This window comes from Phytobacter palmae, assembly GCF_039409775.1.
GTDB classification, from domain to species: Bacteria; Pseudomonadota; Gammaproteobacteria; order Enterobacterales; family Enterobacteriaceae; genus Phytobacter; species Phytobacter palmae.
Genome location: NZ_JBCIVJ010000003.1, coordinates 174,776 through 193,370, shown reverse-complemented (window position 1 = coordinate 193,370; position 18,595 = coordinate 174,776). Strand labels below are relative to the sequence as shown.

The window sequence follows — 18,595 nt, the reverse complement described above, 5'->3', positions numbered from 1 at the left end:
GAAGGCTTTATGCTCAATAACGATATCTTACGTAGCTTACGCTACGCACTGAAAATGAATAACGGCGACCTCAAGCGTGTGTTTGCGCTGGCTGACGCCCCGGTGAGCGACGAGCAGCTTGTCGGCTGGTTGCACAAAGAAGATGAGGAGGGCTTTCAGCGCTGCCCCGACATTATGATGTCTGTCTTCCTCAATGGCCTGATTTATGAGCGCCGCGGCAAAGATGAGTCTCAGCCTGCGCTGGTGACCGAGCGTAAGATGACAAACAACATCATCCTTAAAAAATTACGCATCGCGTTTTCGCTGAAAACAGACGATATTCTGGCGATCCTCACTGAGCAGAAATTCCGCGTCTCCATGCCGGAGATTACCGCCATGATGCGGGCGACTGAACATAAAAATTTCCGTGAATGCGGCGATCAGTTCTTACGTTATTTCCTGCGTGGACTGGCGGTACGTGAACACGCGAAGGCTGCCGCTAAGTAAAGGCTATGCCAGCGCGTGAGGATCGCGCGCTGGCACGTTTATCATTTCACTTCTTTAAAACCATGCGCTTCCAGAAGCTGTTGTGATTTCGTCATGCTGACGCCATCTTTCACATCACCGGTGAACGCCGCACCCTGTACTTTCTGCAGTGCATCACGATCGACTTTGGTGTAATCGACGGTCAAGGTTTCTGTCGCGTAAGTGTCCTGATAATCTATACTTTCCGTTACGCCCTGAATCGATTTGTATTTCTCGCTGATCGGCCCCAGGCGCTGCATAGCAGCCTCTTTATTTGCTGCCCCCAGGCTGGCGTACTGAATCTTATTCTTTGCCGTCTGACGTAAGACCACATCATCTTTATAGTAATAAGTCAGCGATATTTCGGTTTTGCCATCCGTCCAGTTAAATGTCTTACTCTGTTCTTTGTCACCACAGCCGCTAACAACAAATAAGACCAGAGTAGTCAGTGCGATGGCGATCATTTTTTTAAACATATTCATAAAGCCCCTTTTGTTAGAAAAATCCTGTCCATTGAAGAATAGTGCAATAAAAAAAAGGCGCTGTTTTCACAGCGCCTTTAAGAGATTTATTTTACCTGTTGGCCCGGTTGCGCACCCTCATCAGGGCTTAACAGGAAGATATCTTTCCCGCCAGGGCCTGCTGCCATCACCATCCCTTCGGAGATACCGAAGCGCATTTTGCGCGGCGCCAGGTTAGCAACCATCACGGTCAGGCGACCGATCAATACCTGCGGATCAGGGTAAGCGGAACGAATGCCGGAGAAGACATTACGTTTCTGACCACCCAGATCCAGCGTCAGACGCAGCAGTTTGTCAGAGCCATCGACAAATTCTGCATTCTCTATCAGCGCCACGCGCAGATCGACTTTAGCGAAATCGTCAAAGCTGATAGTTTCGGCAATCGGGTCATCTGCCAGCGGGCCGGTTACCGGAGCGGAAGCGGCTTTCACTTCTTCTTTTGACGCTTCAACCAGCGCTTCGACCTGTTTCATATCAATGCGGTTGTACAACGCCTTGAAAGTATTTACTTTATGGCCCAGCAGCGGCTGTTCGATAGCATCCCATTCCAGGGTGGTATTCAGGAAGGACTCGACGCGTTCGCTCAGGTTCGGCAGAACCGGTTTCAGCCAGGTCATCAGCACGCGGAACAGATTTATACCCATAGAGCAAATCGCCTGCAGATCGGCATCGCGACCTTCCTGTTTCGCGACAACCCACGGCGCCTGTTCATCAACATAACGGTTCGCTACGTCGGCTAACGCCATGATTTCACGAATCGCTTTGCCGAATTCACGGCTTTCCCATGCGTCTGCAATGGTGGCCGACGCATCGGTGAACGTTTTGTACAGTGCCGGGTCCGCCAGTTCCGCCGCCAGTACGCCATCGAAACGCTTAGCGATAAAACCTGCGCAACGGGACGCCAGATTCACCACTTTGTTAACGATATCGGCGTTAACGCGCTGAACGAAATCTTCCAGATTCAGATCGATGTCGTCGATACGGGAAGACAGTTTCGCCGCGTAGTAGTAACGCAGGCTGTCTGCATCAAAGTGATTCAACCAGGTGCTGGCCTTGATGAAGGTACCGCGAGATTTGGACATCTTCGCACCGTTCACCGTCACATAGCCGTGCACAAACAGATTGGTCGGCTTGCGGAAATTGCTGCCTTCGAGCATGGCGGGCCAGAACAGGCTGTGGAAATAGACAATATCTTTACCGATAAAGTGATAAAGCTCGGCATCAGACTCTTTTTTCCACCAGTCGTCAAAGTTCAGGTCACTGCGTTTGTCGCACAGATTTTTGAAGGAGCCCATGTAGCCGATAGGCGCATCCAGCCAGACGTAGAAATATTTCCCCGGCGCGTTCGGAATTTCGAAACCGAAATAGGGCGCATCGCGGGAAATATCCCACTGTTGCAGGCCGGCATCGAACCACTCCTGCATTTTGTTGGCCACCTGCTCCTGCAACGCGCCGCTGCGGGTCCATGCCTGCAACATCTCGCTGAAAGAGGGCAGGTCGAAGAAGAAGTGTTCGGAATCACGCATTTCTGGCGTCGCACCGGACACCACGGATTTCGGGTCGATAAGTTCGGTCGGGCTGTAGGTCGCGCCGCACACTTCGCAGTTATCGCCATACTGATCCGGAGACTTACATTTCGGGCAGGTGCCTTTGACAAAACGGTCCGGCAGGAACATCCCTTTTTCCGGGTCGTAAAGCTGAGAGATAGTGCGGTTTTTAATAAAACCATTCTCTTTCAGGCGCGTGTAGATAAGCTCCGACAGCTCGCGGTTCTCTTCGCTGTGCGTAGAGTGATAGTTGTCATAGCTAATGTTAAAGCCAGCGAAATCCGTCTGGTGTTCCTGACTCATGTCACCAATCATCTGCTCCGGGGTGATGCCCAGTTGTTGCGCTTTGAGCATAATCGGCGTGCCGTGCGCATCGTCCGCGCAGATGAAGTTGACATTGTGGCCGCGCATTCGCTGGTAACGGACCCAGACATCAGCCTGGATGTGCTCCAGCATATGGCCGAGGTGGATTGAGCCGTTGGCGTACGGCAATGCGCACGTTACCAGAATTTTCTTCGCGACTTGAGTCATAGTGGGTATTACTTCTTCTTTAGTAAAAAGGGGGTCTTGATGTTACCTGAAAGGGAAAAGTTGTGCCATAAAAGCCCGTCCTGGATTGGGCACTATTGAGAAATGAAAAATGGGTGACAGTGGAGTAAACTTGAACCTTAACAATGTCTTTTTAGAACAACATAACAAGGAGTCGGGATGAACTCTCAATCCCAGGCCAAATCCCCGGAAGCCTTGCGTGCGCTCGTCGCCGGAACGCTGGCCAATTTTCAGCACCCAACCCTCAAGCATAATCTTACCGCGCTTAAGGCGGTTCATCATGTTGCCTGGCTGGATGACACTGTGCATATCGAACTGGTGATGCCTTTTGTCTGGCGCAGCGCGTTTGAAGAGTTGAAAGAGCAATGCAGTGCCGAGTTACTGCGACTTACGGGCGCCCGGGCGATTGACTGGAAGCTCTCCCATAATGTTGCCACCTTAAAACGGGTGAAAAATCAGCCTGGCGTTAATGGCGTAAAAAACATTATTGCCGTCAGCTCGGGTAAAGGCGGGGTAGGGAAATCCTCCACGGCGGTCAATCTGGCGTTGGCGCTGGCGGCGGAAGGGGCGAAGGTCGGTATTCTGGATGCGGATATCTACGGCCCGTCCATTCCGATGATGCTGGGTGCGGAAGGCGAACGTCCGACCTCACCGGATGGCACTCATATGGCGCCAATTATGGCGCACGGTCTGGCGACGAACTCAATTGGCTATCTGGTAACTGACGATAATGCCATGGTGTGGCGCGGCCCGATGGCCAGCAAGGCGCTGTTGCAACTGCTGCAAGAGTCCCTGTGGCCGGATCTCGACTATCTGGTTCTCGACATGCCACCGGGTACGGGCGACATTCAGCTTACGCTGGCACAGAATATTCCCGTTACCGGGGCGGTGGTGGTAACCACGCCGCAGGATATCGCGCTTATTGATGCCAAAAAAGGCATCGTGATGTTCGAGAAAGTGGAAGTGCCGGTGCTTGGTATCGTGGAAAACATGAGTATGCACATTTGCAGCAATTGTGGTCATCACGAGCCGATTTTCGGTACCGGCGGGGCAGAGAAGCTGGCCGAACAGTACCACACGCAACTGCTGGGACAACTGCCGCTGCATATTAGCCTGCGTGAAGATCTCGACCGGGGGCAACCGACGGTTGTAAGCCGTCCGGACAGCGAGTTTACCGGTTTGTATCGCAAGCTTGCGGGGCGCGTTGCGGCGCAACTCTACTGGCAGGGTGAAGTCATTCCCGGTGATATTGCGTTTCGCGCGGTATAAGTGGATAAGGCTGCCCGTCAGGGCAGCCGATAATGCATGAGCAGATAGTCCCCGTCAGGCGATTTGCCTTCCGCTTCAACATGCCAGCCATGGTGCTGATAAAACGCCAGCGCACGCTGGTTTTGTGTCAGACATTTCAGTGAGCCTGTACTGGTAAATTCAGACTGCACTTTTTTCAGCAGTGCGCTACCGACTCCTTTGCCTTGCGCATCCGGGTCAACAAACAGGCTATGGAGAAAATTGTCGTTCACATAAACGGCGGCAAAGCCCAGCCGGTGCCCATCTTCTTCCGCCACCCAGATGGTTTCATCAAGGGTAACGGCATCAAAGTCTTCCAGTTGCCAGTCGCGGCCATCCAGCCATGTCCAGTTCGCTCTGCGGGAATGCAGAAACAGTGTACGCAGAAAAGGGCGGTCGCTCTCTTGCCAGGGACGAATAATCAATAGGATTTCCTGAAATTAGCGGTGGTAAAAGATATCGCCGTTGTAGGCTTTCAAGATTTTACCGTCGGCGTCAGTAATAAGCACGTAGTTTCCACCCATGTAGGTCCAGTGACTGCCCGGATCCGGCGCGGGCAAATTGCGCAGGTTCCACTGCTTAATATTGTACTCTTCGCTACGGTACATTTCGGGTACCGTATCGCCGATGGTGAATTTCGTGAAATCGGCAACAAAATCCTTCACTTCATAAGACTGTGTTCCGCCTGTCGCGGCAGGGGTTTGCGGTGCAGCAAAAGTTGTACTGGCCGTTGCCAATAATGTTCCCAGAAGCAACATTTTTGTTTTACCCATAATCTCTCCAGGTGTCGTGGGTTCTCATTTCGCGGGACTTATCATCGACTACCGTCTGGCGACGCCGCAACCGCGAAAATGTTATGAAAATAATGCTTTGGTAAAAAGTGTAAGCAAAAGAAGAGAACAGCAGGAGAGGCGGAACGCTTTTTTCGCTATCCGCCTGAGTATAAAAGTGTTTTTAAGAGAAATCCTGGCTATGTTTCAACACGTTAGTGTGCAGAAAATCCTTCCAGCACGATTTTACCTACCGCGCGTTGCGTCTCAATTAACTGATGTGCTTTGCGCAGGTTTTGCGCGTTGATGGCGCCGAAGTGTTCTCCCAGCGTGGTTTTGATAACCCCATCGTCAATAAGCGCGGCAACACGCGCCAGCAAACGGTGTTGCTCTGCGATATCGGCCGTTTCGAACATGGAGCGGGTAAACATGAATTCCCAGTGCAGAGAGATACTTTTCACTTTTAAGGGGACAACGTCCAGAGATTGCGGATCGTCAATGAGTGCCAGTTTGCCTTGCGGTTGCAGGGCGTTGATCAACTGTTGATAGTGTTGTTCCGTGTTGTTCAGGCTGGCAACATGGCTGACCTGCTTAATGCCAATACGCGCCAGCTCCTCAGTTAACGGTTTGCTGTGATCGATAACGTGATGCGCGCCCAGTTCTCTGACCCACTGCTGGCTTTGCGGGCGGGATGCTGTGCCAATCACAGTCAGACGGGTCAGCTTACGCGCCAGTTGCGTCAGAATAGAGCCTACGCCGCCAGCGGCCCCGACGATCAGCAGCACGTCGCCTTCATTGCCATTTTCGCGCACGCCTAAACGATCAAACAACATTTCCCAGGCGGTAATGGCCGTCAGCGGTAGGGCCGCAGCAGAGGCGAAATCCAGCGAGGCAGGCTTGTGGGAAGCAATGCGCTCATCCACCAGTTGATATTCGCTATTACTGCCAGGATGGGTCAGTGCCCCGGCATACCAGACTTCATCACCGGGCTTAAATAATGTGACCTTGTCGCCAACGGCGGTAACCACACCGGTCGCGTCCCAGCCCAGCACACGAGGTTTATCGGCGTTAAACCCGGCGCGCACTTTGGTATCCACCGGGTTAACGGAGATGGCTTTCACCTCGACCAGCACATCATGTCCTTCGGCTTTTGGCGTCGGTAATTCAATGTCAGTTAAAAAATCAATGTTGCTGCCGTTCTGTGCGGCCTGGGTAATGGCGATTGCTTTCATAAACACTCCGTAATGTCGTTATTCGTCAGGGAATGTTTTTATGCTAGTTCGTCAGGCGGCGGGTGAAAAACCCGGGCGGGAGGTGAGCACTTATCCTTCAGGAGTGAAAATAGCGCGGGGATTTGTTGGCGCTGAATGTATCTTGCGGTTTGCAGTGACAGAGCGCCATCCCGTATGGCAGAGTGCTGTACACGGATTTTGCTGTTAGCCAGAGCACAACGGGGTAGCGGTTTTATCCGGGCACCTTACGTAGCAACCTGTGCGCCTGGTTACTATTCGTTTTTAAACTCAAAAACTGCAATTTCTATCGACTGAATTAATTAATTTCTTTTAACTTTTTGCCGATGATACCGGTACTTACCCGGCGAAGGAGGTTGCTTTGAAACGGATTCTTACTGTGATGTTGGGCGTGGGCATTTGCGCTGGCGCTCTTGCTGATTCTGGATCACCGCAACTGAAACTGGAAAGCCAGAGGCTGATTCGCGAGTCTGGACATGAATGCAACAAGGTTGAGGGTGTCTATCCTTCCGCATTCGGTGGTTCTCTGATTGTGATTTGCGATGATACGCACAGGTACACGATCAAGAGTAAGGATGGTCACTATGTTGTTGGCGTTGCAGAGTAAGATATCCGGGCATAGCAGACGGGAATATGTTGCGTAGGTATTCTCAAAGATAATGCTTATCCTGCTTGCAGGATAAGCAGACATACCAGTATTCCTCACGCCGTTTTCTGCACCGACTTACGGCTGCAAATAATCACCCAAGGGACCAGGCATGGCTCCAGTCTTACATCTTATCACGTAAATCAGACCTTTCCTGGAAGAAAACCTACCTGTGCCTGAGTGCGTAGCATTACGATAAAGGTTTAACGCCGTTACAGACCAGAGGGATTTTGAATGCCTGTAAATGAGAGGATTAACGCAACATCGGGCACACGCATTAAACCCGGTGGTGTGAGACTTATAACAATGGGTGAGATAGCGTTAGCAAGTTCGCTTTACGGGGAAGGACTCAGGTACAACCAAATATGGGTACATCGGGAAAGCTACTTACCGTTTAACCTACAGCCTGTTGATGTCGCTATGAGTCCAAACGGTGAAATGTGGTTTAGGGAAGATACCTATTCTCACGATTTCTCAATGGAAGTGGACGTACAGAAAAAACACAGATTCATGCATGAGATGATGCATGTATGGCAAGCACAACACGGAATGTTTGTTAGAACAAGAGGGCTATTCTCTCGTTTCGCTGATTACAGCTATAGTTTAGATAAAACTGATATTTGGCATTATAGCTTAGAGCAACAAGCTTCTTTAGTTAGCGATTACTGGTTATTGCAAACTTATGGCTTTAGAAATTATATGTTTCTCCCTACACTACGAGATTACTCACCTAAAAACTCTGATGACTCATTGCTTCAACGATACAGAAGTGTGATGAAAGGATTCCCCGTATGAAACAATTAATTATTCTGCCTTTGCTTTTCCTTCTTTCCGGTTGCCCTGGCGGTAATCCAGCACCACACTCAAGAGCTACGTTTATTAAAGGCAATCATCTTTGTTTCAGTACGGACGAGAAAGATGTATTGAATTATTACACTGTTGATACAAGTGAAAACGGTAAAATACAAACAGTGGTTAGCTCTGGTTATGAAAAGTTAAATTCTTCTTATCCTGTCAATTGCATCAATGTTAAATGGCAGAGCAATCATTACTATGTGATTAACTATGGTTTAAATGATAAAAGATACGTTCACGAGTTTTTTATTGATGGCGATGGAAATGTGGAAAAATAAGGAGAGCAGATTAATCTCTGGCTTTAAAGTCAACAACTACATCCCTGCGACAGATATAACCGAACGTCCTTGCAGCAAAAAACGCCTGTCTTGCCCGTACTTTATTCACCGGACTGGTGCTGGCACCATAAACCCAGGAACGGCCTGACTCTCGTTAATACTGGTTTGTTGTACCGTGATTTCATCCCCGTAGGGAGTAAAGTATGAAGTACATTCCTGTGACGATTCAAAATGACGCTGGTTCAGGTCAAATAAACACACAGCGGTGATGTGGTAACGCATTGCCCCCGCTGCCAGGCGAAGCAAAGGAAAGGAAATTTTCACATGCACATGAAACTGTTCAATTCGAAGGGGCTACCGTTTCTGGCTATGAGTCTTGATAACCGATCCAATAGCTGGCTGAATCTGTCAGCCCTTGCGAGATATTTCGACTTTCCACGCAGCACTTTTTTGCAGCGGGTGAATGATTACGGTTGGGAGTCAGCATTAGCTCACTATGAGCAGCAGCGAAAGAAAAAACTGAAAACATGAGAGCCGGGTTAATTCCGGATTTTTTAATGTACTTTTCTGAAATCAAAAAGGTTATCAAAATTAATAATATCTAATTCAGAGATGGCGTGATTAACATCTTTCATCTTTGCGCCATGTTCATCATAAGCGTCGCGTATTGTCATGAATTCTTCTGGTGTTATCTGTTCTTTAAGCAAAGCCTGCATGATGAGAGTCATCAGTTTTGAGATGGCAATTTGCGTATTACCAGCAGAACGAAGAAGGGCGTTGAATGGCTCCCAGGAAACCTCTTTAATCAGAACATTATAGTGACGTAATTTGATAAAAGAGCTACCAATGCGAAAGGTATTTTCCGTCATATCTTTCAAGGAGTCTTGAATATGATAATAGCGTTCTTCGTCTGCTCTTTGTCCTGATTTCGCCAGTGTGTCGAGAAAAGTCATGATGCGGTTTAAGTCAAAGCGCATACGATTGTAACGGCTTCTGGTGCCATCAATTTCTTCTTTGAGAGCGATTGCCGAATCAAGTGCCCGCTCCATTTTTCTGGTCTTCACCATCTCCTGAAGTTTAGCCCCTCCGAAGACGACGCCGCCAACCACACTAAACGCTGTTACAGCATTCGAAGCGATAGAGATAACGTTATCCCATGCTTGTAAATCCATCATGACCTCTTTTTTATGCGGTAGTTGACGACTTAAGAGCATTCTACATGGCACACATTGTGTCACTCAACCTGTCACACATTGCCCATAAGGACCGCTTTTGCCGTTTACAAGACTTCTTCGTCGCTTTATCCTGATCCGGGATTAACAGACGTTAATCACAACTCATTGATTTTATTTGACTCGGGGTGCCCTTCTTCGTGAAGGCTGAGAAATACCCGTATTACCTGATCTGGATAATGCCAGCGTAGGGAAGTCAGATGCCTGCCCGGCATCCCTTCTTCACGCCAGGCAGGAGCGAATCGATGCAACCTGACCTGCTTCACCGCGCGCAAATCGCGCAAATTCTTCAGCAGTTTCGTAAATGTACGCCGCTTGTCCACTGCATGACTAACGATGTGGTGCAGACCTTCACGGCTAATGTCCTGCTGGCGTTAGGTGCGTCCCCGGCGATGGTGATTGAGCGCGACGAAGCGCAGCAATTTGCCGCCATTGCGGACGCGTTGCTGATTAATGTCGGCACGCTGACCCGGGACCGCGCCGATGCGATGCATACGGCTATTTTGAGCGCCAACGCCGCTCGTAAACCCTGGACGCTGGATCCGGTTGCCGTCGGGGCGTTAGCTTTTCGCAGTGATTTTTGTCGTGAGCTTCTGGCTTTGCAACCTGCCGCCATACGCGGCAATGCTTCGGAAGTTATGGCGCTCGGTGGTATGAGCAGTGGTGGGCGTGGCGTTGATACTACGGACACGGCTATTGCCGCGCTGCCTGCAGCCCAGGCGCTGGCCCGCCAGACCGGGGCTATCGTTGCGGTGACCGGTGAGGTGGATTACATCACTGATGGTTTTCGTACCCTACGTGTTACGGGCGGCGATGTGCTGATGACCCGGGTGGTGGGAACGGGCTGCGCACTGTCGGCAGTGGTTGCTGCCTGCTGCGCATTGCCGGGCGACCGCCTGTATAACGTGGCGGCGGGCTGTGCCTTTATGGCGCAGGCGGGCAGCCTGGCGGTGGCAACAACGCGTGGGCCTGGCAGCTTTATTCCTGCGTTTCTTGATGCGCTCTATGCGCTTCACGGGGAGGGGCTGGCATGAAACGGATCAATGCACTGACCATTGCCGGAACAGATCCGAGCGGCGGGGCGGGGATTCAGGCCGATCTGAAAACCTTTTCGGCGCTGGGCGCCTATGGGTGCTCGGTCATTACCGCACTGGTGGCGCAAAATACCCGTGGCGTGCAGTCGGTTTATCGCATTGCGCCCGATTTTGTCGCCGCGCAACTGGATTCGGTATTCAGCGATGTGCGAATTGACACCACTAAAATTGGTATGCTGGCAGAAACCGATATTGTAGAAGCGGTGGCGGAGCGCTTGCGTCGTTATAAGGTGCAAAATGTGGTGCTTGATACCGTCATGCTGGCAAAAAGCGGCGACCCGTTGCTTTCCCCCACGGCGGTGAAGGCGCTGCGGGAACATCTGTTGCCACAGGTGTCGCTGATCACTCCCAATCTGCCCGAGGCCGCTGCGCTGCTGGATGCCTCTCATGCGTGCAATGAACGCGAGATGCATGAACAGGGCCGGGCGTTGCTGGCGCTGGGGTGTGAGGCGGTGCTAATGAAAGGAGGACATCTGGATAATGATGAAAGCCCGGACTGGTTGTTCACCCGTAATGGCGCCGAACGTTTTACCGCCCCAAGGATAAAAACCAAAAACACCCACGGCACGGGCTGTACGTTGTCGGCTGCGCTGGCGGCATTGCGTCCACGCCATGCGGACTGGGCCGCAACGATCAGCGAGGCCAAGCGCTGGCTGTCGGCGGCACTGGCGCAGGCGGACACGCTGGAAGTGGGGCAGGGCATTGGCCCGGTGCACCATTTTCATCAATGGTGGTGAGAGGAGACGTGCGCGATTCCCGGATGGCGGCGTAAATACGTTATCCGGGCCAGGCCACGCACTGAAATTCGCCCTCACCCTGAGGGAGAGGGTCGGGGTGAGAGGGAAAATGCAGTGCTGAACCCTATTCGTATGACATCGTAAATTCGACGGCAGAATTGGCGGTACCGCCTCTGATATTACTGGCGGTCTGGATATAACGCGCTTTCATCGGGATGATGTAACTGCCGCCGATTGTTTTATTGTAACCGGCATAGTTGATTTTACTGTTAAACGGCACGATGGAACCATCGTTGTATAACATCTGAATGCCGACACCACTGGCGGTGGAGCTGGCATCAAGGGTGATGTATTGATTTGCCGTGCCGCTCTCTTTTAAGGTAACACCCGCCGCCGGCGAGAAGGTGTAATTCACGGAATTCATACCAGCACTGCAATTTTTGATTTGGAAGTCAAAAGCTTTTGCTGAGCTTTTAGAATTAATACCGGAGAATTCTGCGTTCTCGTGCTTATCCAGATCGACCGAGATATTGGGCGTTTCGCAGGACTGAGTTTTTACTGTTACTGAACCACCAACGCTTAATATGACATAGCGCGCGCCGTTAGCAGTAGTAAGGCTATCATTTGCCCAGAGTTCGACAGTTGGGGTTGGTAGTGTAATTATTCCGGTCGACACAGGCCCAGTAATATAAAACTGTAATTTAATTCCTGTTAGCCAGCCCGCTCCAGTATAGGGACCTGTGCCATAGGTATACCATTTTTGTACGTCATTACTTAACGCGGCAACACTCCCCTTTGGAAAACCTGTGTCTGATATTTTTACGCCAATCCCCGCAATATTCGTTTTATAAACCCCAGCAATACTTGACTGTTCCATTGCAGATGCAAAGCGAAGCATGGCAAATGAAGTTCCACCCCAGCAGTTAAATGCTCCTGAGGGGCTATCTGGTATTGATATGACATTCCCTACAGGCCCGGTTGTCATATCTCGCGGAATGGCAAGGGTTGTGCCCGCGGGGATATTAGAGGTAAATTGCATCAGTTGTGTTGTTGAGCATCCGGCCTGACTGTATGGAGCAACAATATACAAACCGAGAAGCAGAGATAAGTTTATGGCTATCTGTAATTTTTTCATTTTTCAAACCTTATAGCAAAATATTTAACGGCTGTAATTCACTTCCTCTGTGTGATAGCCACCAAAATCGTCAATTGTAATCAGTGTCAGTTCTCCCCCGGCATTTTCCGGCATCCACCTTAGCGAAAAGGTTCTTTTCCCTTTTGCCGGGCACATGCCACTCTGTCTCGCTTCATCGCCCAATGACTCACCTTTCAGCCCGACATGGTTAAACGAGATATTCCACGGCGTCGGGTTCTCACATTCGACGGCATAGCCTTTTTTCTGCGGGACGCGCCGCCAGCGAAGTTGTGTTAGCGCATCTTTTGGCGAACCGGCTAAACCCTGCGGGCGATAAAACAGCTTCAGACGGGTGCGAATGGTGACTTTCATCGTATTGCGGTCAGCCTGTTTCTCCGTATGTTTGGGCTGAATCTCCAGCACATTGAGCCAGAAGACAGACTCACGATCCTGCGGAACATTGCCGTCTGTAAATATGATACGCAGCGTCTGGTCTTTATCCGGGTCAAGGCGAAAAATGTGCGGCATAACAATAAACGGTGTGGCGTTGCTTTGCGCACTGCTATCAGAGTCGCCATTATCAACCCATGCATGAATCAGACGTGGCGTATCGGCGTGATTGGTTATCGCGAGCGTGACTTCGCGTTTATCGGCAGGATAGATAACACGGGTGCTGTCGAGCTGAATGCCTGCCCGGGAGGGCGCGGCAAATAAAAGAAGAAGCGTACTCAGGAAAAGTAGTGAACAAAGCATTTTCATTTTTATTCCCACCTCCATGTGGAATATTTTGTTTTAGATATATTTGTAGAGACTATAATAATTATTTTTTAATTCATGATGTGTATGGTTTGTGTTATTGGCAGGTCGGGGTTGCTTTGCGGCGTAGTATAGTATCGTTTTTTGCGAAATGTACAGGATTGTCGCCTCAGGCTTCCAGTTGCGGGTTTGATTCACATTTAGCTATTTTGTGGTGGTTGTAAATAATTCTGTTTCATGGGGGGCTCGCCATTAATGAATTGGAAGCATAGCGAAGGTGAATTGATATATTTTAAGAAAGTGCTTCGAAATAATTTATGTGGTTTTTTGTTCTTGTTAAATTAAACTTTGCAGGTATTCTGAATTTCTGGAATGTTTATCATGCAAATGCCTGGTGAGTGGGGAAAGTACGAAATTAATGGAGTATGTAGCTTACTGCCAGTCAGGGGATCATAAAAATGAGATTCGTCAGCGTGAGATATTTATCATTCAGAATGACCTTATTCTGTCTGGCGCTGGGATTGCGCGCTTCCATGAATAGCTGATTTCCCCTCTCCGGACGAAAAGATGAGGCGAAGGCGGAAATAGAGTCCGGAACCCGGACCCTAAAATTATCGTAAACCGCGCCAGTGCCGCTAATCGCACAGCGCTGGCAAGAGAGACACGTAATCACGGTGGTAAACCACCAGCCGAAACGTGCCACCAGAAAATGCTGAAAAAATGCGATGCGGTGGCAAGCCTCGACAATCAGTACCAGGCTTACTTTGCCCATTCATCGGGTCAGGACAAACAACATCCGCCTTTGTGCGGAGCTTTCGGGAGTATAGCGATGACTGATATTGTGCAGTTACTCGGCAACGATGCCGACACCCTCTTACAACACCGTTGCACGACCATTGCGGCCGACCAACTCTACCTGCCTGGAGAGGATTACGTCACCCGTGTGATGATGGATAACAATCGTTCGCCAGCGGTGTTGCGTAACATGCAGACGTTGTATAACACCGGGCGACTCGCCAAAACGGGTTATCTGTCGATTTTGCCGGTTGACCAGGGTATCGAACACTCAGCCGGGGCATCGTTTGCTGCCAACCCGCTCTATTTCGATCCCAAAAACATTGTGGAACTGGCGATTGAAGCCGGTTGTAACTGTGTGGCTTCCACCTATGGCGTGCTGGCCTCTGTGTCACGCCGTTACGCGCACCGTATTCCGTTCCTGGTCAAACTCAACCACAACGAAACCCTGAGCTACCCCACAGAATATGATCAGACGCTTTATGCCAGTGTAGAGCAGGCGTTCAACATGGGGGCCGTTGCCGTTGGCGCGACCATCTATTTTGGTTCTGAGGAGTCACGTCGGCAGATTGAGGAAATTTCCGCCGCCTTTGAGCGTGCCCATGAGCTGGGGATGGTGACGGTGTTGTGGGCTTACCTGCGTAATCCGGCATTCAAAAAAGACGGTGTGGATTATCATGTTTCCGCTGACCTGACCGGTCAGGCAAACCATATAGCGGCAACCATCGGTGCGGACATCGTCAAACAGAAGATGGCGGAAAACAACGGCGGTTACAAAGCGGTAAACTTTGGCTATACCGATGAACGTGTCTATAGCAAATTGACCAGTGATAACCCGATTGATCTGGTGCGCTACCAGCTGGCGAACTGCTATATGGGACGTGCCGGGTTAATTAATTCTGGCGGCGCAGCGGGCGGCGAAACTGATTTAAGCGATGCGGTGCGCACAGCGGTTATTAATAAGCGTGCAGGTGGTATGGGCCTGATTCTTGGCCGTAAGGCGTTTAAAAAATCCATGGCTGACGGTGTGAAATTAATAAATGCCGTTCAGGATGTGTATCTCGATAAGAAAGTTACTATCGCCTAAACCTCCGCATAAATAACGCATTCCTCCGCGCAGACGGGGAGGGATGCGTTTTCGCTGGCTTGTGGTTCTCTTCATTCATCCTTTTTGCAGCACAGATACCGTTTTATCTGCCGGTCACTCGCACCGTCGGCAACCGCTGGCTCTTTTTCACCGGTCGAACGCAGTCAATATACTGTCAGGCTTAACGGAGCAGCGGGCAGTCCGGCGGCAGACGGCATTTCAGCGCGCCAGGCAAAATGTTAATACTGAAATGCTGCCCGGTTAACGGCTCGCCGTCCAGATTGAAGGTGATATCGTGCGGCGCGCTCACCTCAAACCAGGCGGATTTACCGTCAATGACATGTGGATTGTCTTCCGGTTGGGTCAGGGTGGTGAACAGGGCGGGGAGGATCTCATCACCGGTGAAAATGCGCAGTTGCAGCAGCCCGTCGTTAATGAGTGCCCCTGGACACAGCTGTTGCCCGCCGCCAGCCTGGCGTCCGTTACCGATTCCGATTACCAGCGCGTCACCCTGCCAGTGGAAATCCTCCCCCTTGATTTCGCAGCGATCTGGCTTAAGCGTGTCCATGCGCATCAGGCCGTGAATGATATAAGAGACACCGCCCAGCGCGGCTTTCAGTTTCTCTGGCGTTTCGGTGGTAATACGGGTGCCGAACCCGCCGGTAGCCATATTGATAAAACAGGTTTTGCCGTTCACTTCGGCAATATCAATGGGTACCGCTTTGCCAACGATAGCGAGTTGCAGCGCTTTATCCAGGGGCTCCGGGATGTCGGCGCTGGTGGCAAAGTCATTCGCGGTGCCTAAAGGCAAAATCCCAAGCACGGGTGTGTTGTCGCTATCACTGTGTACCAGCGCGCTGGCGACCTCATTTATGGTGCCATCGCCACCGCCAGCAATCACGGTTTCGACACCCAGTTCGATGGCTTCTGCCACATAGCGCTCTGCATCACCTTTTTCCCAGGTGACGCGCACCTGAATATCCATCCCTTCGCTGCGCAGGAGATTAATGGCCTCGCGCAACATATCGTCACCCGCACTTTTACCGTTGAGGATCAATAAACTGCCTGGAAAATTGCTCATCCTTTTCGCTCTTCGAAAATACCATGAGCAAAGTGTATCTCACGACCGGAGAGCGCGCCTGGAAGGATGGAAAAAGCGGAGATAAAAAAAATCAGCCTGCGTAAGGGAGATTACGCAGGCTAAGGAGGTGGTTCCTGGTACAGCTAGCATTTATGGGTTATGTTTTTCAGCGATGAGGATAATACCCATAATGACCGCAACGGTATGTGATCCGATTCTAAGATTCTTCGCGATTGAAAAAATAACCCAGGTTAATTACTTAGCGTGCGGATTTCGCGTGGTCTGTCCAGTGAAATTACGCATTAACAGAGCATATTCCAGCACCACATCCTGGGGAACCGGCATCCAGATGGTATAACCGTCTCCCGGCGCAACCTCCATTGCTTCGCCTTTGGCATTTTCCATATGTTCCAGGGTGAAGTTAACGTTGCCCTGCGGCGTCATCAGCTCAAGGCTGTCGCCAACGAGAAACTTGTTTTTCACCGCCACCGCCGCCAGCTCGCCTTTACGCTCACCGGTAAATTCGCCAACAAACTGCTGCCGCTCTGAAACGGAGTAACCATACTCGTAGTTCTGATAATCGTCGTGAGTGTGGCGACGCAGAAAGCCTTCGGTATAGCCACGGTGTGCCAGTCCTTCCAGGGTTTCTAACAGACTGGTGTCAAACGGTTTGCCTGCGGCTGCATCATCAATGGCCTTGCGATAGACCTGCGCTGTGCGGGCGCAGTAGTAGAAGGATTTGGTGCGGCCTTCGATTTTGAGCGAATGCACGCCCATTTGCGTCAGGCGCTCAACGTGGGCGATAGCGCGCAGGTCTTTGGAGTTCATGATGTAAGTGCCGTGCTCGTCTTCGAACGCGGTCATGTACTCGCCCGGACGCTGGGCCTCTTCAATCATAAATACTTTGTCGGTTGGGGCGCCGATTCCCAGCGTCGGCTCAACGTTTTGCACCGCAATCGGCTCGTATTTGTGCACGATATTGCCGACGTCATCTTCTTTGCCTTCCTGGACGTTGTATTCCCAGCGGCAGGCGTTGGTGCAGGTTCCCTGGTTCGGGTCGCGTTTGTTGATATAGCCGGAGAGCAGGCAGCGGCCGGAGTAGGCCATACACAGCGCGCCGTGGACGAAAATTTCGATTTCCATGTCCGGCACCTGGGCGCGTATTTCGCCGATTTCATCAAGCGACAGTTCACGAGAGAGGATCACGCGGGTCAGCCCCATCTGTTTCCAGAATTTTACCGTCGCCCAGTTTACAGCGTTAGCCTGCACGGACAGGTGAATGTCCATCTGCGGGAAGTGCTCGCGCACCAGCATAATTAAACCCGGGTCTGACATAATCAGTGCATCCGGCCCCATATCCACCACGGGTTTTAAATCGCGAATAAACGTTTTCAGCTTGGCGTTATGCGGCGCGATATTCACCACCACGTAGAATTTTTTGCCGAGTTCATGGGCCTCGTTAATGCCTTTTTGCAAATTCTCGTGGTTGAATTCGTTATTACGTACGCGCAGCGAATAACGGGGCTGGCCCGCATAAACGGCGTCCGCGCCATAAGCGAAAGCGTAACGCATATTTTTCAGCGTTCCCGCCGGGGAGAGGAGTTCCGGTTTAAACATGATGTTCTCGTTCTGATGACAGGTCAGATTCGCCTCAACTGATGAGGCGGTTGGGGAGATCCCATAAATTTAGGGCGGGAATTGTAGCCTCTGCGAAGAGGAGAGTAAATCGTGTTATTCCACCCGCATATAGTGCCCACTGGCGCTGACGTTTTGTCCGAACCCGCACTGATCGGGCTGGTCGGTTTGCAGATCCAGCCCGTTGGGGGCCACGGCCAGGCTGATATCGCAATGGATATAATCACCCTCACGCAGCGCGATTACGCCTTTGCCCTCTTTAAGATGCACAGGCTCGCTGAATTGGCCCATGTTCGGCCCGCTCCATAGCCCCATCATGCCGAAGTAGTAGCCTTCAAAATCCGCTTTGTAGAGATTAGCGGTTTTTTCTGCTTTCAGAGTCAGGGTATTCCATGCACCCATGCCCGCGTACTGCCAGTAAACCCCAGCCGGAGAGGCAGGAACAGGCAGTGCCGCCAGCTTGTCTTTTATCAGGCCAAGGTTGTAAACCGATTTGGGGTCATTCGGGGCGATGCTCAGCCATGCGCTGGCTTTGCGGTAGTCACCCTGGCGAATCAGGGCCAGGGCGACGTTATTGTAAGCGGTGGCGAGAAACTTATCATCAAGGCGACAGGTTTCGCCCCAGGCTACCTGGCGTTCAAAGGCATCCTGCGCTTTTGCATACTGGTGGGCTTTGTAGGCCGCTTCGCCCTGCTGAACGTAGCCAGGGACTTTTGCGCATTCGGCGGCGAGTGCTTTATCGCTATCCTCTGCGTGGACAAGGCAGGGCAGAAGCGCGATCGCGCATAGTGCCGGGCGCATAAAAGACATAACACATTCCTTATGAAGTTTTTGCA

The 18,595-nt window shown here is 51.0% G+C and carries 21 protein-coding genes and 1 riboswitch; of the genes, 9 read left to right on the top strand and 12 right to left on the bottom strand.

Features of this window, described 5'->3' with window-relative positions; all coding sequences use genetic code 11:
* Window positions 1–9: 9 nt before the first annotated feature.
* Entirely contained in the window at window positions 10–486 is a 477-nt protein-coding gene (locus AAIG39_RS06115) for a YehS family protein (RefSeq protein ID WP_047369574.1), read from the top strand.
* A 41-nt stretch (window positions 487–527) separates the two neighbouring features.
* On the opposite strand, the gene AAIG39_RS06110 is transcribed toward AAIG39_RS06115, so the two are convergent.
* On the bottom strand, window positions 528–986 hold the full coding sequence (locus AAIG39_RS06110) for a YehR family lipoprotein (RefSeq protein ID WP_090085459.1): 459 nt from the start codon (window positions 984–986) through the stop codon (window positions 528–530).
* 86 nt (window positions 987–1,072) lie between these two features.
* Window positions 1,073–3,103, bottom strand: coding sequence for a methionine--tRNA ligase (gene metG, locus AAIG39_RS06105; protein WP_090085461.1), 2,031 nt, complete (start codon window positions 3,101–3,103; stop codon window positions 1,073–1,075).
* A 177-nt stretch (window positions 3,104–3,280) separates the two neighbouring features.
* On the opposite strand from metG, the gene apbC reads away from it, so the two are divergent.
* A complete protein-coding gene (apbC, locus tag AAIG39_RS06100; RefSeq protein WP_085005301.1) occupies window positions 3,281–4,390 on the top strand; it encodes an iron-sulfur cluster carrier protein ApbC in 1,110 nt (369 codons plus the stop codon).
* Between the two features lie 17 nt (window positions 4,391–4,407).
* On the opposite strand, the gene AAIG39_RS06095 is transcribed toward apbC, so the two are convergent.
* The 3 genes from AAIG39_RS06095 to AAIG39_RS06085 all read right to left on the bottom strand — a co-directional run bounded on the left by AAIG39_RS06095 (window position 4,408) and on the right by AAIG39_RS06085 (window position 6,410).
* On the bottom strand, window positions 4,408–4,833 hold the full coding sequence (locus AAIG39_RS06095; RefSeq protein ID WP_090085464.1) for a GNAT family N-acetyltransferase: 426 nt from the start codon (window positions 4,831–4,833) through the stop codon (window positions 4,408–4,410).
* Window positions 4,834–4,848: 15 nt separating this feature from the next.
* Window positions 4,849–5,181, bottom strand: a complete 333-nt coding sequence (locus AAIG39_RS06090) for an RcnB family protein (protein WP_090085465.1) — start codon at window positions 5,179–5,181, stop codon at window positions 4,849–4,851.
* A gap of 212 nt (window positions 5,182–5,393) precedes the next feature.
* Entirely contained in the window at window positions 5,394–6,410 is a 1,017-nt protein-coding gene (locus AAIG39_RS06085; protein ID WP_343193417.1) for a zinc-binding alcohol dehydrogenase family protein, read from the bottom strand.
* Window positions 6,411–6,789: 379 nt separating this feature from the next.
* Here AAIG39_RS06085 and AAIG39_RS06080 point away from each other — a divergent pair, with 379 nt between their 5' ends.
* The 4 genes from AAIG39_RS06080 to AAIG39_RS06065 all read left to right on the top strand — a co-directional run bounded on the left by AAIG39_RS06080 (window position 6,790) and on the right by AAIG39_RS06065 (window position 8,738).
* A complete protein-coding gene (locus AAIG39_RS06080; RefSeq protein WP_249569166.1) occupies window positions 6,790–7,035 on the top strand; it encodes a hypothetical protein in 246 nt (81 codons plus the stop codon).
* Between the two features lie 273 nt (window positions 7,036–7,308).
* The gene (locus AAIG39_RS06075; protein WP_343193416.1) at window positions 7,309–7,869 is read left to right on the top strand and encodes a type IV secretion protein Rhs; all 561 of its coding nucleotides are present in this window, start codon (window positions 7,309–7,311) and stop codon (window positions 7,867–7,869) included.
* Window positions 7,866–8,207 (top strand): putative T6SS immunity periplasmic lipoprotein, encoded by a 342-nt coding sequence (locus AAIG39_RS06070; RefSeq protein ID WP_343193415.1) that lies wholly within the window; start codon window positions 7,866–7,868, stop codon window positions 8,205–8,207. The genes AAIG39_RS06075 and AAIG39_RS06070 overlap by 4 nt, the downstream gene beginning before the upstream one ends.
* 324 nt (window positions 8,208–8,531) lie before the next feature.
* A complete protein-coding gene (locus AAIG39_RS06065) occupies window positions 8,532–8,738 on the top strand; it encodes a hypothetical protein (protein ID WP_343193414.1) in 207 nt (68 codons plus the stop codon).
* A 23-nt stretch (window positions 8,739–8,761) separates the two neighbouring features.
* On the opposite strand, the gene AAIG39_RS06060 is transcribed toward AAIG39_RS06065, so the two are convergent.
* Window positions 8,762–9,382, bottom strand: coding sequence for a hypothetical protein (locus AAIG39_RS06060; RefSeq protein ID WP_343193413.1), 621 nt, complete (start codon window positions 9,380–9,382; stop codon window positions 8,762–8,764).
* A 171-nt stretch (window positions 9,383–9,553) separates the two neighbouring features.
* Window positions 9,554–9,650: riboswitch (TPP riboswitch) on the top strand.
* A gap of 34 nt (window positions 9,651–9,684) precedes the next feature.
* Between AAIG39_RS06060 and thiM the strand changes: the two genes are divergently transcribed.
* Window positions 9,685–10,473 (top strand): hydroxyethylthiazole kinase, encoded by a 789-nt coding sequence (thiM, locus tag AAIG39_RS06055; protein WP_249569460.1) that lies wholly within the window; start codon window positions 9,685–9,687, stop codon window positions 10,471–10,473.
* Window positions 10,470–11,270, top strand: coding sequence for a bifunctional hydroxymethylpyrimidine kinase/phosphomethylpyrimidine kinase (gene thiD, locus AAIG39_RS06050; protein WP_249569459.1), 801 nt, complete (start codon window positions 10,470–10,472; stop codon window positions 11,268–11,270). Before thiM ends, thiD begins: the two co-directional genes overlap by 4 nt.
* A gap of 124 nt (window positions 11,271–11,394) precedes the next feature.
* Here the strand turns inward: thiD and AAIG39_RS06045 are convergent, their stop codons facing one another.
* The 3 genes from AAIG39_RS06045 to AAIG39_RS06035 form a co-directional block, all read right to left on the bottom strand.
* Window positions 11,395–12,405, bottom strand: a complete 1,011-nt coding sequence (locus AAIG39_RS06045; protein ID WP_343193412.1) for a fimbrial protein — start codon at window positions 12,403–12,405, stop codon at window positions 11,395–11,397.
* A gap of 24 nt (window positions 12,406–12,429) precedes the next feature.
* Window positions 12,430–13,164, bottom strand: coding sequence for a fimbrial biogenesis chaperone (locus tag AAIG39_RS06040; RefSeq protein ID WP_343193411.1), 735 nt, complete (start codon window positions 13,162–13,164; stop codon window positions 12,430–12,432).
* 439 nt (window positions 13,165–13,603) lie between these two features.
* A complete protein-coding gene (locus AAIG39_RS06035) occupies window positions 13,604–13,933 on the bottom strand; it encodes a hypothetical protein (protein ID WP_343193410.1) in 330 nt (109 codons plus the stop codon).
* A 57-nt stretch (window positions 13,934–13,990) separates the two neighbouring features.
* On the opposite strand from AAIG39_RS06035, the gene fbaB reads away from it, so the two are divergent.
* The gene (fbaB, locus tag AAIG39_RS06030; RefSeq protein WP_343193409.1) at window positions 13,991–15,043 is read left to right on the top strand and encodes a class I fructose-bisphosphate aldolase; all 1,053 of its coding nucleotides are present in this window, start codon (window positions 13,991–13,993) and stop codon (window positions 15,041–15,043) included.
* Window positions 15,044–15,224: 181 nt separating this feature from the next.
* On the opposite strand, the gene yegS is transcribed toward fbaB, so the two are convergent.
* The 3 genes from yegS to AAIG39_RS06015 all read right to left on the bottom strand — a co-directional run bounded on the left by yegS (window position 15,225) and on the right by AAIG39_RS06015 (window position 18,569).
* Window positions 15,225–16,124: a lipid kinase YegS gene (gene yegS / locus AAIG39_RS06025; RefSeq protein ID WP_343193408.1), complete on the bottom strand. Its 900-nt coding sequence runs from the start codon at window positions 16,122–16,124 to the stop codon at window positions 15,225–15,227.
* A gap of 255 nt (window positions 16,125–16,379) precedes the next feature.
* Window positions 16,380–17,741: a prephenate-dependent tRNA uridine(34) hydroxylase TrhP gene (gene trhP / locus AAIG39_RS06020; RefSeq protein ID WP_090085484.1), complete on the bottom strand. Its 1,362-nt coding sequence runs from the start codon at window positions 17,739–17,741 to the stop codon at window positions 16,380–16,382.
* Between the two features lie 114 nt (window positions 17,742–17,855).
* Window positions 17,856–18,569 (bottom strand): tetratricopeptide repeat protein, encoded by a 714-nt coding sequence (locus tag AAIG39_RS06015; protein ID WP_343193407.1) that lies wholly within the window; start codon window positions 18,567–18,569, stop codon window positions 17,856–17,858.
* Between the last annotated feature and the right edge of the window lie 26 nt (window positions 18,570–18,595).